The 13,300-nt window shown below is 43.8% G+C and carries 14 protein-coding genes; 5 read left to right on the forward strand and 9 right to left on the reverse strand.

All coding sequences use genetic code 11. The features are described 5' to 3' along the window. The 3 genes from FSB76_RS21560 to FSB76_RS21570 all read left to right on the forward strand — a co-directional run bounded on the left by FSB76_RS21560 (position 1) and on the right by FSB76_RS21570 (position 2,692). A complete protein-coding gene (locus FSB76_RS21560) occupies positions 1 to 1,152 on the forward strand; it encodes a redoxin domain-containing protein (RefSeq protein WP_147057001.1) in 1,152 nt (383 codons plus the stop codon). Between the two features lie 106 nt (positions 1,153 to 1,258). Beyond that, on the forward strand, positions 1,259 to 1,948 hold the full coding sequence (locus FSB76_RS21565; protein ID WP_147057003.1) for a response regulator transcription factor: 690 nt from the start codon (positions 1,259 to 1,261) through the stop codon (positions 1,946 to 1,948). A 387-nt stretch (positions 1,949 to 2,335) separates the two neighbouring features. Beyond that, entirely contained in the window at positions 2,336 to 2,692 is a 357-nt protein-coding gene (locus FSB76_RS21570; RefSeq protein ID WP_147057006.1) for a glycoside hydrolase, read from the forward strand. A 133-nt stretch (positions 2,693 to 2,825) separates the two neighbouring features. Here FSB76_RS21570 and FSB76_RS21575 read toward each other — a convergent pair whose 3' ends face one another. From FSB76_RS21575 to FSB76_RS21590, 4 genes are all read right to left on the reverse strand, one after another. Beyond that, the gene (locus FSB76_RS21575; RefSeq protein ID WP_147057008.1) at positions 2,826 to 3,383 is read right to left on the reverse strand and encodes a globin family protein; all 558 of its coding nucleotides are present in this window, start codon (positions 3,381 to 3,383) and stop codon (positions 2,826 to 2,828) included. 12 nt (positions 3,384 to 3,395) lie between these two features. Beyond that, complete coding sequence (locus FSB76_RS21580; RefSeq protein WP_147057010.1) at positions 3,396 to 3,821, reverse strand: hypothetical protein; 426 nt, start codon at positions 3,819 to 3,821, stop codon at positions 3,396 to 3,398. A 434-nt stretch (positions 3,822 to 4,255) separates the two neighbouring features. Continuing rightward, positions 4,256 to 4,711 carry a hypothetical protein gene (locus tag FSB76_RS21585; protein WP_147057011.1) on the reverse strand — a complete coding sequence of 152 codons (456 nt, stop codon included), beginning with the start codon at positions 4,709 to 4,711 and terminating at the stop codon, positions 4,256 to 4,258. Between the two features lie 47 nt (positions 4,712 to 4,758). Beyond that, positions 4,759 to 5,328, reverse strand: a complete 570-nt coding sequence (locus FSB76_RS21590) for a hypothetical protein (RefSeq protein WP_147057013.1) — start codon at positions 5,326 to 5,328, stop codon at positions 4,759 to 4,761. A gap of 228 nt (positions 5,329 to 5,556) precedes the next feature. Between FSB76_RS21590 and FSB76_RS21595 the strand changes: the two genes are divergently transcribed. Both FSB76_RS21595 and galA read left to right on the forward strand, forming a co-directional pair. Then, complete coding sequence (locus FSB76_RS21595; RefSeq protein WP_147057015.1) at positions 5,557 to 5,841, forward strand: DUF6958 family protein; 285 nt, start codon at positions 5,557 to 5,559, stop codon at positions 5,839 to 5,841. Between the two features lie 192 nt (positions 5,842 to 6,033). Beyond that, positions 6,034 to 8,886 (forward strand): beta-galactosidase GalA, encoded by a 2,853-nt coding sequence (galA, locus tag FSB76_RS21600; RefSeq protein WP_147057017.1) that lies wholly within the window; start codon positions 6,034 to 6,036, stop codon positions 8,884 to 8,886. A 470-nt stretch (positions 8,887 to 9,356) separates the two neighbouring features. Here the strand turns inward: galA and FSB76_RS21605 are convergent, their stop codons facing one another. From FSB76_RS21605 to FSB76_RS21625, 5 genes are all read right to left on the reverse strand, one after another. Then, positions 9,357 to 9,908, reverse strand: a complete 552-nt coding sequence (locus FSB76_RS21605) for a dual specificity protein phosphatase family protein (protein ID WP_147057020.1) — start codon at positions 9,906 to 9,908, stop codon at positions 9,357 to 9,359. A 15-nt stretch (positions 9,909 to 9,923) separates the two neighbouring features. After that, positions 9,924 to 10,799 carry a diacylglycerol/lipid kinase family protein gene (locus FSB76_RS21610; RefSeq protein WP_147057021.1) on the reverse strand — a complete coding sequence of 292 codons (876 nt, stop codon included), beginning with the start codon at positions 10,797 to 10,799 and terminating at the stop codon, positions 9,924 to 9,926. A gap of 97 nt (positions 10,800 to 10,896) precedes the next feature. After that, entirely contained in the window at positions 10,897 to 11,439 is a 543-nt protein-coding gene (locus FSB76_RS21615) for a hypothetical protein (RefSeq protein WP_147057023.1), read from the reverse strand. Between the two features lie 83 nt (positions 11,440 to 11,522). Further along, entirely contained in the window at positions 11,523 to 12,260 is a 738-nt protein-coding gene (locus tag FSB76_RS21620) for an SDR family oxidoreductase (protein ID WP_147057025.1), read from the reverse strand. 80 nt (positions 12,261 to 12,340) lie between these two features. Continuing rightward, positions 12,341 to 13,231, reverse strand: a complete 891-nt coding sequence (locus FSB76_RS21625) for a helix-turn-helix domain-containing protein (RefSeq protein WP_147057028.1) — start codon at positions 13,229 to 13,231, stop codon at positions 12,341 to 12,343. Between the last annotated feature and the right edge of the window lie 69 nt (positions 13,232 to 13,300).

Below are 13,300 nucleotides of genomic sequence, written 5' to 3' on the forward strand. Positions count from 1 at the left end.
ATGAAATTAAAAAATCTGGCAGTTTACAGTTTGCTGTTTTTAACTGCATTTGTTTATTCATGTAAAGATAATTCGCAGTTTACCATTAGCGGTACCATTAAAAATCCAGGCAGTATAAAGCTGGTTTATTTAATTGAGGCCGATAGCAGCCAGCTTAAAGTGGTAGACTCAACCACGCTGAGCGAAGATGGTAAATTCAAATTTAAACACGTGGCCCCTTATGCCAATTTATACAAGCTGCGGATAGGCGGCGCGGGCGGAGGCGATCAATCGGCAGCGGCAAACAACGTTTACGACCTGATTGCAAAAAACGGCGATGATATTGATTTTGAAACCGACAGCAAAGATGCCTCGCACACGTATATCATCAAAGGCTCTGATGATTCGGACAAGATAAAAGAGTTTAACAAGATCAGTAATTTTTACGGCGAGAAGAATTCAAAGCTTGTAGCCGAGTACCAGGAAAAATCACAGGCCCTGGGCAAACAATCAGATTCATTGCTGAAAGTTTATATGCCTACCTTCCAAAAAAACGTGGCCGATTATGGCGCTGCTGTTTTAAAGTTTGTTAATGATAACAAATCGTCGCTGGCGGCATTTTATGGTGCAACATCATTAGATGTGTATAAGTTTGAACCGCAGCTGGTGGCCTATGCCGATGATATTAAAGATAATTTTAAAGATAACCCTGCGGTGCAGTCGTTCGTCAAACAGATGAACAAAATTAAGCCTGTATCCATTGGTCATAAAGCACCCGATTTTACAACCACCGGTATAGATGGCAAACAGGTAAGCCTGGCCGATTATAAAGGCAAATATGTAATGATTGATTTTTGGGCATCATGGTGCGCGCCTTGCCGCCAGGAAAACCCTAACGTGGTAAAACAATATACCGCATTCCATTCAAAAGGCTTTAATATTTTAGGCGTATCGTTAGATAAGGATAAAGCTGCGTGGCAAAAAGCTATTAACGATGATAAGCTGGAATGGGCTCACGGATCGGATTTAAACAGCTTTGAAGGGCCAACAGAAAGGCTGTACAATATCGAGGCTATCCCATCAAATTTCATCATCGACCCGGCCGGAAACATCGTTGCCAAAAATATTACCGGCGCCGATTTGGAAGCTTTTTTAACCAAAACGTTCAAATAGGTTCAATTTATCGTTAACAAAAGGTAACCATTAACAATTTGTTAATATTTGGGTAACTTTGTGATGTTGTAAAGTGTATACTTTTATACAAAAAAATTAACGCATCATGAGCAGCTCTCCAAAACAGAAAATTCTTATTGTTGATGATGAACCGGATATTTTAGAGTTGATTGAATACAACCTGAAAAAAGAAGGCTATCAGGTGTTTTTGGCCCGCAATGGCCAGGAAGCCGTAGCCGAAGCCAAGAAATCACTACCTGATCTTATTGTACTCGACATTATGATGCCTAAAATGGATGGCATCGAGGCTTGCCGCATTATGCGTACCATGCCCGAGTTTAAAAATACCTTTATGGTGTTTTTAACAGCCCGCAGCGAAGAATATTCAGAAATTGCAGGCTTTAACGTAGGCGCCGACGATTATATAGCCAAACCCATTAAGCCCCGTGCCCTGGTAAGCCGTATAAACGCCATTTTGCGCCGCAACTCGCCAACCGAAGAAACACCAGACAACAAACTTGAAATTGGCGACCTGGTTATCGACCGCGAAGCTTACCTGGTTTACCAAAAAGGTGTTAAAGTGGTGTTGGCCAAAAAAGAGTTTGAACTGCTATACCTGCTGGCCTCGAAACCCGGTAAGGTATACACCCGCGAGGTGATCCTGAAAAACATTTGGGAAGACTCGGTAGTAGTAACCAACCGTACCATCGACGTTCATATCCGCAAACTGCGCGAAAAACTTGGTGATGAAGTAGTTGCAACTGTTAAAGGCGTAGGGTATAAGTTTGAAGCGTAAGCCCGGCCCCCTAACCCCCTGAAGGGGGAACTTTTGATTAAAATATTTAAAGTCCCGGTTTTTGAAAGAAACCGGGACTTTGTTTTTATTTACGAAACGCTTTTGAGTTGTTTTGGGTGTTGCCTGCGGCCGGGCCATCCGTTCATACGCGCACAGGGCGTTAGGCGCTGCCTGCGCTCATGGCCATCGCGCAGGCCGGTATCCACTTTTGTCCCTAACGCAATTGTCTGAACTGGAATTTACGGAATTAAAGAATTAACAGAATTTAAAAAAGCCAATTCGAGAAATTCTGAAAATTCGTTTAATTCGAGTTCAGACCCCTCCCCAAATCAAAAAATAAAACTAATTGCCGCCCAATTTGTATACCAGTTAACAAAATTTCTCGCGATGAAAAAAATAGCCCCCGTAACCATAGCATTTGTGCTGATATTTAGCGTTTGTTTTGCTGCAATAAACAGCCTTACAGGCAAATGGGCAGGGCCGGTTACATTGCCGGGGAACAAGCCCTTTCAGCTTGGTTACAATTTTAAAGTGGATAGTGGCAAACTTACCGGTACCGCGTTAACCCCGGCCGGCGAGGTGATTATTACCGACGGCATGATAAACGGCGACGATTTTTCGTTTAACGTACCTGTGCCCAATGGCAACGCCCCGCACACCGGCAAACTGTATGCCGATAGCATAGCACTGCATTTTGTGTACGAAGGCCAACATTTGGCGGCTACATTAAAAAGGACTAATTAAACTCATTGTATAGAAACTAACACCGCGACGTGTAAAGTTGGCCAATCTATTTTTGATGATAAAATGGGCCAGTTTAAATAAACAAGGCCCGCAAGTTACCCTGCGGACCTTCACCCTCCCTGATCAAAAAAAATTATTTTTGTACCACTTGTGCTTTCAGGCTCACAATAATTTTGCCCAGTGAACCTATTAGGTTTGATGGCAGTTTATTTTTATTAGCACCTTTAACAACATCGTCAACAAAGGCGTCGAAATCGGCAGCGGTAGCTTTACCATTCATGCGCGGATTTTTTGCCGGGTCGTGGGCGTCAACCATGTTGTCACCAGTGTAAGTGAAGTTTTTTGCGCCTGTGGCAACAGCTACAAAAGTAGTGAGGTTACCGCTCAGCTCGGTAAAACCCGATAGGTTGCCTTTAGTTACTTCTGATAGCAGCACAGTAAAATGGCCGTTTATCCTGCTATCACCGGCAATAACAAATATGGTACTATCAATAACCGAGCGGATGCCTAAGCGGCCTTTTTCGATGGTGGTACCTGGTTTTGCCGGGTCAGATACCATTACCGACCCGCCTAACGAATCATATAAAGTTGCTTTTACCGGTGTTACCGACGAATTACTGCTGCAAGCCTGCAGCGTGAACATTGCACTAACAAATAGCGCGATTAACATAGATGAGTTTAGTTTTTTCATGTTTTTTAAAGATTAGATTACCTGGGTTATTAGCTTGTAAATTTTATAGGTGTATGATGATTTGGCTACCGGGCAGCCGCTTTTTAAGCTCTGAGCATCGGGCATGTAGCGGTCGGCTTTCAGGTTAAATGCTTTTTTAAGGTTATCAACTACCTGCGTACCGTTGGTTTTAACCGGGAAAAAAGTAAAAATAACCGTGTTCGATTCCGGGTTAACCATTACATGGTCAATTCCCTTTTGCTTGTACATCCAGCCGGCAATGTTATTGGCATCACCGGGTGTTATTGGCTGTTTAATATCAATGCGGGCCATAACTTTGGTAAAGGCATCGGGCGCCGGCCGGTAAACAAAGTAAATGTGGATGGCCAGTACAAAAAACAGGAACACGAAGGTTGATAAACCATATATGACAATTTTTTTTACGGTGCTTTTTTTCATGAGGATGGGCTTTTGATTTTAAGTATCTTGAATATGATTTATAGCGAAATTTTACATTTCTATTATGAAATACGGCGCTTTAATTCCCGTGGTTTTCAGATGTCGATAAATAACCTACTTTAAATTAGAGTACTCCGTATAGTGGTAAAAAGATGTTTGGGAAAGTAGCTTGGAAAGGGGGATTGGTAGCTGCGTGTTTTTACAGAAGGCTAAGTATGCAGTTGTGCAGGTGAATTGTTAGCGATAAATTCGTTATCAGTTTTTAACACCTGAGGTGAAATAAAGTACCAAAAATGCCTTTAGTACAGGCTATTGATCTGTGGCTGATGATTGCCATTAACCGGGTAATTTGTTTATATGAGGTTAAGCAAGGCGGCTACCCGGTTTTGCCCTTCTTTAAGTTGATAATAGAGTTAACTGTCCCGTTAATTCAATCAATGGATTATTTTTCGTAATCTTCTTTTTGCTTTATTTGTTATAGTCAACATTTTATTAGCGTCGCTCATATCCATGTTGTTGCAGCCTAAACTAAACGTTATAAAACCTGTTATTACATGTTTTTCATTAAATATAACTACGCCAAATTCCGAGGCAAAGCAATCTTCAAAGCGGGGCCTTTGATAAGAGTTCTTGTTCAGTAAAATTTCCCTTAGCGTGTTTATGTCCGCAACGCTTAATGCCTTTACCTTATGAAAACAAGAATCAACCTTATTGTTGGCAATAATTGGTGGATCTTTTGAATCGAGGCAGTCATGCGTATCGCGCTCCATTTTATATAAATCAATAAACCTGGCTTGTTTTAAGGTGTTTTCGGCTTTTGTACCCAATTGCTGGCCAACACAAAAGTTGACAAAAACGAAGACGAAGAATATCGCTAACAGATATTTCATTAAACTTTAATAGTTAAGATTGTCGGCGGGTTATACGTTCATGTAGTTTATTTCTTTACGGTAAGCGATGTTAAAATCGCCCTCATCTCTACCGAATCGGCACTGCTGCAGGCTACTTTTGACAGGTGTACATTTACAAACAGATCTTTACCTAACATGGCATAGCCATACATATTTTTTTGTGCAAAGTTGGCGCCATCCATCACCACATTATTTTGCCGGTACATGAAATCGTCGGTTGGGGCGCCCCAGTCCTCATTATTGCGCTCCATGGCTTTTAGTTTGGAGTAGTTTGAAAAATAAGCAAACGGATAAGCCGAGCTGATATCAGGGCCGCCAATGGCCACTTTTAGCGCATCAACCAGTTGCAATTTTTCATCGTCATTAAGTTTGTAATACAAAACCGAACAAATAAAACCGTCCTGTTCGGCGTAATAGTAGTAATCGGTACCGCGCCATTCTTTTTTGAATTTTTTAAACCGGCTGCTTGCCAGGGTAAACGTGGTGCCGTTTCTTTTGGGGTAGGCAAATTCAAACAGGGTACTGTCGGCTATTTTAAAGGCAAATAACCCTATAACAAGAGCAGTTGCTAAATAAAAAGTATTTTTTTGTTTCATGGTGTTAAGGCTATAAGTACGGTGCTGTAGTCAAATATAGGTTTTATGTTGGATTATGAAATACTGCACGCTTATTGATGGCTAACTGAGTAATGGCTGATAACCGCCTGCGTTGTAGTTTCCCTGTAACCAGGTAATTTACGCGGCGAACTTAAGGTTATGCTGTATTTTTTTAACTTTAATCGTCATGGAATTCATTATAGCACAACTATCACATCACCAGATAATATGAAAGAAGCCAGGATACAAACCCTACACCCCGATAAGGAAAAACAAAACAAAATTATCTCGACCGAAAAGTATGAAGTGATTAAAGCGGCCATATTGCAAATTTTACAGGAGCAAAGCCTAACTCATACACAGCTGATGCAGGCGCTGCATGATAAGGTGCATGTCACCTTTGCGGGCAACGCCCACTGGTACGGCGAAACCGTGAAGCTTGACCTTGAAGCACGCGATATCATAAAACGGAATACAGCCAGGCCACCGGTTTACAGTATTCAACAATCTTAAACCCCTGAGGCTGCGCATTAAATTAATATTGCAGCTTTAAGCTTTAGCATTTAGGTTTCCTATCGATACTATTTTACCAAAATGTGCTCAAATACTTTCACAGGAGCTGTTTTTTTAGATAGCTGTGTTTTTAACATTTATTTTTAGGGGCATATTATAATCCCAATTAAAATCAGTGCTTATCCAATATATATGAAAACGTTGCGCCTTTTGTTATTGTTATTTGTTTGCCCTTTAATTGTATCAGCACAAACGGCTGGTAGCGGGCAAAAATCGAGGGCCCATATTTGTATAGATACAGGCTGGCGGTTTGCCTATGGCCATCCGTTTGATGCCGCTAAAGATTTTAACAACGGCACCGGCTATTTCTCTTATTTTGCCAAAGCTGGCTATGGCGATGGTGCTGCCGCCGCTGATTTTGACGACAGACCCTGGCGCAAGCTTGATTTGCCGCACGATTGGGCCGCCGAACTTGGTTTTAGCGAAAAAGGAAGCTATAGTCATGGTTTTAAAGCCCTGGGCCGGAATTTTCCGGAAAGCAGCGTGGGCTGGTATCGTAAAAAGTTTACCATTCCACAGCAGGACTATGGCCGCCATATCACCATTGCATTTGATGGCGTTTTCCGCAACTCCACCGTTTGGGTAAACGGGCATTACCTGGGTACCGAGTTAAGCGGCTATAATGGTTTTGAATATGATATCACGCAGCTTTTAAATTACGGCGGCGATAATACTATAGCGGTAAGGGTAGATGCCACCATGGAAGAGGGCTGGTTTTATGAAGGGGCCGGCATTTACAGGCATGTGTGGCTCAATAAAACATCGCCACTGCATATTGCTGCCAACGGTACATTTGTGAGCAGCACCGTTGGTAACGGCAAGGCGCAATTAACCATTAAAACCGATATAAGCAATTACGATATCGGGGCAGATAATTTTGCCATTGTACAAAAAGTTTACGACCGCCAAGGCCATTTACTGGCCACCAAACAAACTGACGGCCATGCCCTGCAACCTTTTAAAACGGGGGAGTATAGCAGCCAGCTGGACATAGCGCATCCTAAATTATGGTCGGTTGATACGCCGTACCTGCACCGTTTGGTTACCACCATTTTGGTAAATGATGTGCCTGTTGATGAATATGTAACACGCTTTGGCATACGTACCCTGCGTTTTGATGCCAACACCGGCTTTTACCTGAATGGTAAGCGGCTGGAGATAAAAGGTACCAATAACCACCAGGAGCATGCGGGAGTGGGTACAGCCATACCCGACGAACTGCAATATTTCAGGATTGCCAGCTTGAAGCAGATGGGCAGTAACGCTTACCGCTGCTCGCACAACCCGCCTACGCCCCAATTGCTGGATGCCTGCGATAGCTTGGGCATGCTGGTGATTGACGAAAACCGGCTGATGGGCATAGATGAGTACCACCTGGGTAACCTGAAAAAAATGATTGACCGCGACCGCAATCATCCAAGCGTGATCAGTTGGTCGGTAGGGAACGAGGAGTGGGGGATAGAAAACTCGGAGACAGGTGCACGCATTGCAACCACCATGCAGTCCTTTGTAAAAAGCCTGGATACCACCCGTGCGGTTACGGCGGCGTTTAGCGGTGGCTGGGGCCAGGGTTTATCGGGTGTGATGGATTTAATAGGCTTTAACTACATAGCACAGGAAAACCCCGACGCGCAACACCAGAAATTTCCGCAGCAAAAGGGTTGGGGTACCGAGGAAGGGTCGACCTTTGCTACCCGTGGGATTTACTTCACCAACGATTCGCTCCATTATAAATCTGCTTACGATGCCAAGCCAAGGCCCAATGCCTACAGCATTGAAGAGGGTTGGAATTATTATGCCAAACGACCATTTTTGGCAGGTATGTTTATCTGGACGGGATTTGATTACCGGGGCGAGCCTACGCCTTATGGATGGCCATCAATCGGGTCGTACTTTGGGATGCTCGATCAGTGCGGTTTTGCTAAGGATGATGCCTGGTACCTGCAGGCCTGGTGGGGCAATAAACCGGTGCTGCACCTGTTGCCGCACTGGAACTGGAAAGGTAAAGAGGGCCAGCCCATAAATGTTTGGGCATACAGTAATTGCGATGAAGTAGAACTGTTTTTAAACGGCAAAACCCAGGGCAAAAAAGCAATGGCCAAAAACGGGCACCTGGAATGGACGATTCCGTACAGCCCCGGAACGCTAAAGGCCATTGGCTATACCGGCGGCAAACAGGTATTGACCGAAACCGTGCAAACTACCGGTACCCCGCAAGCCATCTCCCTTGAAGCCCATAAAAATACACTGAAAGCGGATGCGCAGGATGTAGCTGTAATTAAGGTTAGCCTGCTTGATAAAAAAGGACTGGCTGTACCCGATGCCGGCAATGAAATAAGTTTTAAAATTGAAGGCCCCGGCAGGATCATCGGCGTAGGCAACGGCAACCCAACTTCGCTTGAGCCCGATAAGTACCTGGAAACTATAGTAAATATGCCCATAGAAGCATTGAAAGAGTTGCCGGTACCAGATACCATTCGCAAAAGCGAGACAGCCGAAAACTTTGATGATAGCAGTTGGAAAAAAGCGTTTACCAATATCAGCGATACCAGCGTAAAAGCCTGGGTTTATCGCGGCAGTATTAATTTAACCGATGATTTAACACAGAGTCCTCTCTCCTTTTTTTACAAAAGTATCGGTCGTAAGCAATCGATATATTTTAATGGTCATTTGCTGGCTGCCAATGTTGATTATCATAAAGACCAGGATGTGTTTAACATCAGCAAGGCCTTTTTAAAGGCGGGAAAAAACAGCATTGTTATTGTTGCCTTGCCCATCAAAAAAATACACCCCTGGGATAACCCTAACCAGGACCCCGGCGTAATTCAGTTTAAAGCCCCGGCTGCAGCCTGGAAAAGAAAGCTGTTCAATGGCCTGGCCCAGGTTATCATCCAATCAGACGGAAGCCATGCCGGGCTAATCACTCTAACAGCAACTTCGGCAGGGTTAAAAGAAAAGAAAATAGTTATTAATGCGGATAAGTAAAGATAGTTTGGAGTCGGGAGTCTTGAGCTGTGAGAGTTTGTTTGCAAGTATCTGATTGCCAATATTAAATAGTCGTCATTGCGAGGTGCGAAGCAATCCTCTACATGCTAAGTCTCACATAGTTCGGGATTGCTTTGTACCTTATAACGACATGAATGTAAGTTGTTGATTATCAACAATGCTTTTTTAAAATTTCAACGTAGAGACGCATAATTGCGTCTCCCGTGTGCAAATCACATATGCAAATTGATCTTGCAATCGGCCTTGCAAATCCTGAATATCCTGCAGGAGACGCAATTATGCTTCTCTACAACAGCCCCATTTGCAGCGATGTCAATACTGTTTTTTCCAGGATTATCCTGGTAGTTACTCGCAATGACGGTAGGTTAGAACATTCGTTTACCTCAAATGCTCGTCAACGATTTTACCTGAGGTATACTCACAATGACAGTCTCGCTGGGCTGTGGTATCTAAATAATGCTTTGTTCTGCCGGGTGCTCCTGGTAAAATTGTTCCAGTTGCTTCAGTACTTCAACCTGGCTTTTGCGTGGGTTAATAAATGTGCGCACCTTTTTCACCATCGCAAGGGCATCATCAAAAGTTAAACCTGTTTTAAGCAAATAGGCAATAGTCATGGTTGGGCCGCGGCCAAGGCCCTGGCGGCAATGGATGTATACCTTGCCGCCGTTTTTTATGGCTGCATCGGCAAAGTTGGCTCCTTCTTTTAACACATCAAGCGGCGGTGGGGTATTATCGGGCGTGGGCAAATGCAGGTAATGGAAGCCCTTGTATTGGGCGCCGGTGTAAATAGAATGCATCCGCATGTTTATAATTGCTGTAACCCCCAAAGATTTTAGTTTGCGCAAACCCACCAAATTATATTGGCTGCCTAAGTACAGGTTGGCAGTTATCTGGCAGCGCTTAAGCTGAGGAAGGCCGGTTATTATGCGGTATGCATTATCATAAGCCATTTGGGCCGATAAATAAACCACTTTTAAAATACTTTTAATTTTTGCAAGCATATTGTTTTGCTGTTTTTAACGCGGCACAACTATATTGATAGCTGCCGGTACAACTTTAATGGTTAACTTTTTTGCCTGTTGTTCGCAATCATCACGTATAAAAGCCTGTTCGGCATCCATTTGTATAACTATGTTTTTGCACCGCCAATGCTTTAAAACTTCGGTTTGGTTTTGCAGTAAGGTGTTGCCTGCTATTTTTAATACCGAGCTTAAATCGTTATCGCCCATCAGTATTACATCCAGCAAGCCATCAGTTATGCTGATGCCGGGCAGCATATCTAAACCGGCAACGCCAATATTGCCCGAATTGGTTATTGTAAGCGAAACGGCCGTTTCTTCTATCTCCTTACCATCTATTTTCAGCTTGTATTTTACCGGGTTGGCATTTACCAGGGTTTTAATAGCAGTATAACCGTATGCCAGCTGGCCAATGGTATCTTTCAGCCCCCGGTCGGCCTGCAAAATCATATCGGCCATAATACCCAGGTTAACTCTTAATAAAAAAGGATGGTCGTTTACCAGCCCCATATCAACAGCTTTTAATTTGTGGTGGCTTTTTATGAGTTCAAGAGCAGAAATGCTATCCAACGGAATTTGCAGCTGTTTGGCCATAACGTTGGCCGTGCCGCCAGGAATAATGGCCATAGGTGTATCCGTTCCGTGTAAAGTGCGGGCCGTATCTGTTACAGATCCATCGCCGCCATACACCACAATTAATTCGGTTTTGCCGATAAGTTTTTTTGCAATATCACCGGGATTTTTGTGGCGCTGGGTAACAGATACGTCCCATTTGGTAGCACTGCCATCAAAAACCTGGTTAATGTAGGTGAGTATAGGCTCTTCCTTACCTGATGCCGGGTTGATAATAAAGTGGATGTGTTTAAATTTCATTGCTTAACCCTCGGCTTTTCAACACGGAAGATAGGTAATAGTTTGATTTATTTGAGGCGACGCTGAAACAGAAAAGGCATCAAAGGCATCCAGGCAATTATTTTTCAATCTCCGATTCGGCCTGCGTGGTAAAAGCTACTATTTGCCACCGGCCATTATTCAGCAAAAGCTGAATGTTATCTATACCCGGCTTACGTTTATGACCTTCGTTGGGCACGCGGGCCTTAAAAGTAACAGTTGCATACGCTACGGTATTAACCCTTATAATGGCCGTGTTCAAAATTTGTTCGGTATAGCCGGTTTTTTGAATAGGCGAGTTAGAGATATACGATTTATAATCGGCTATAAATGATTCGATACCTGTGCCGCCGCGTATAATCCCGGTAGCTGGCGCAGATACAAAAACAGCCCCCGGTAACGAAAGCCTGCGCATAACATCCCAGGCCGGCTGGCCTCCAGGCGGGAAACCAAACGCCATGTATAAGGAGTCGAGGGTTTTTCTTACCCCTGTTGTATCGGCACTAACAGCATCTTTTGGTGATCTGCTTCCGCAGGCGTTAACCATCAGCGCGGTGCTTACTACTATCAGTAATCTACCTGCGATAAAAAGGTGGGGCTTTAGCTTAGGTAAAGTTTTCACAATGGAAGGTAATAAAAAGGGATGGTTTTGTAAACCACCCTTTTCATAACATGCTTTAATTTTCAGCAGTTGCTACAAACATCTTAAACCTGTGCAGTAGGACGCACCACAATCTCGCTTACATCAACATCGGCAGGCTGCTCTATGGCGTAGGCCATGGCCCGCGCAATGGCATCCGGCGAGATGGCGATGTTATCCATCGCTTCGGCTATTTGCGCTTTGATGCCGGGGCTGGCTATCGAATCAACAAGATTGGTTTTTATGATGCCCGGCGTAATTATGGTGACACGCAAATTGGGGCCGGCTTCCTGGCGTAATCCCTCCGAGATGGCGCGCACGGCAAATTTTGTCCCGGAGTAAACAGCCGCCGCAGGCGTAACTTTTAGCGCGGCTGTGGAGGCTGTATTTATAATATGGCCAAAGCCTTGTTTACGAAAAACAGGCAGCGCCGCCGCTATACCGTATAACACGCCTTTAATGTTAACGTCTATCATCATATCCCAATCCTCAACCTGTAATTCATCCAGCAGCGAGATGGGCGCAATGCCTGCATTGTTTATAAGCACATCCAGCTTGCCGTAGGTGGCAAGTGCCAGCGCTACAAGTTTTTCCAGGTGTTGCCGTTGGGTTACATCAATAGCTGCATACATGGCCTGGCCTCCTTCGGCTTTTATTTGGCTGGCCAGTTGCTCAAGCTTATCAACGTTGCGTGCGCCAAGTACAACAATGGCGCCTTTTTGGGCAAGCAACAGGGCGGTTGCATGCCCTATGCCGCTGCTTGCGCCGGTAATTACAATTACTTTTCCTTTAATATGATCCATTATTTTTTGTTTTGATCATACAAAGGTCGCCACTTATTAAGGGCGAGTGTTAAAGGTTATCAAACCGGAAACTAAGAAATTCAAACCAAATTTGGCTGCCTTAATGAGCTTGGCGTTACCCCGGTTTGCTTTTTGAAAAAATTATTGAAATAAGTAGGGTACTCGTAACCCAGGCTGTAAGCAATGTCATTAATGCTCCAATCGGTATGCAGTAACAGCGCTTTGGCTTCCATCACCATCCGTTCTGTTAAATGCTCCGTTGTTGTTTTGCCGGTTACTTCTTTTACAGCGCGATTCAGGTAATTGACGTGTACGGATAAATGCAGGGCGTAATCATTAGCGGTACGCAATTTTAACTGGTACTGCGGCGTATCAACCGGGAATTGCCGCTCTAATAATTCCAAAAAAAGGGATGCTACACGCACTAATGCATTTTGCGGCTTAAAATAGTTAACCGATGGCTGCATTTTAAGGGCCTCGTGCAGTAACAAATTCAGATGGTTACGTAACAGGTCTAATTTATAAACATAGTCTGAGTTAAACTCCCGGAGCATATTTTGAAATATCCCGCTGATATAAACAAGCTGTGCATGGTCGACAAAGAAAACCGGGTCGGTACCAATTTTAAACAGCGGCGTATCCTGCAGGTTTAAATCGCGGTTATTTCCTCTTAAAAAATCTTCGCTAAATAAACAAAAGAAACCCTCCTGAGATTCGCAAATGCCTTCCCAGGCATAAGGCACCCTCGGGTTAGAAAATATTAAGGCAGGCCTGTCTATGTTAACGGCTTTGTCTGCATAGTACAATTTGCCGGTACTTAACGTGAGCGATACCTTATAAAAATCCCTGCGGTTATACGGTACCGTTTTGCGCGCAAATTCTTTACGTTCATATACGGTAAACTGGTCGGTTATTTTTAAAGCGGGGATAAAATCACTAAAGGGCTGGGTTGTAATTTTAGTTTTGCTCATGATGTAAAGCTATTGACTAATTTATGAAATTCAAACCAAAGCGATATCGGCTATTTGCCGGTTGATAGG

It is taken from the genome of Mucilaginibacter ginsenosidivorax (genome assembly GCF_007971525.1).
In the GTDB taxonomy this organism is placed as follows: domain Bacteria; phylum Bacteroidota; class Bacteroidia; order Sphingobacteriales; family Sphingobacteriaceae; genus Mucilaginibacter; species Mucilaginibacter ginsenosidivorax.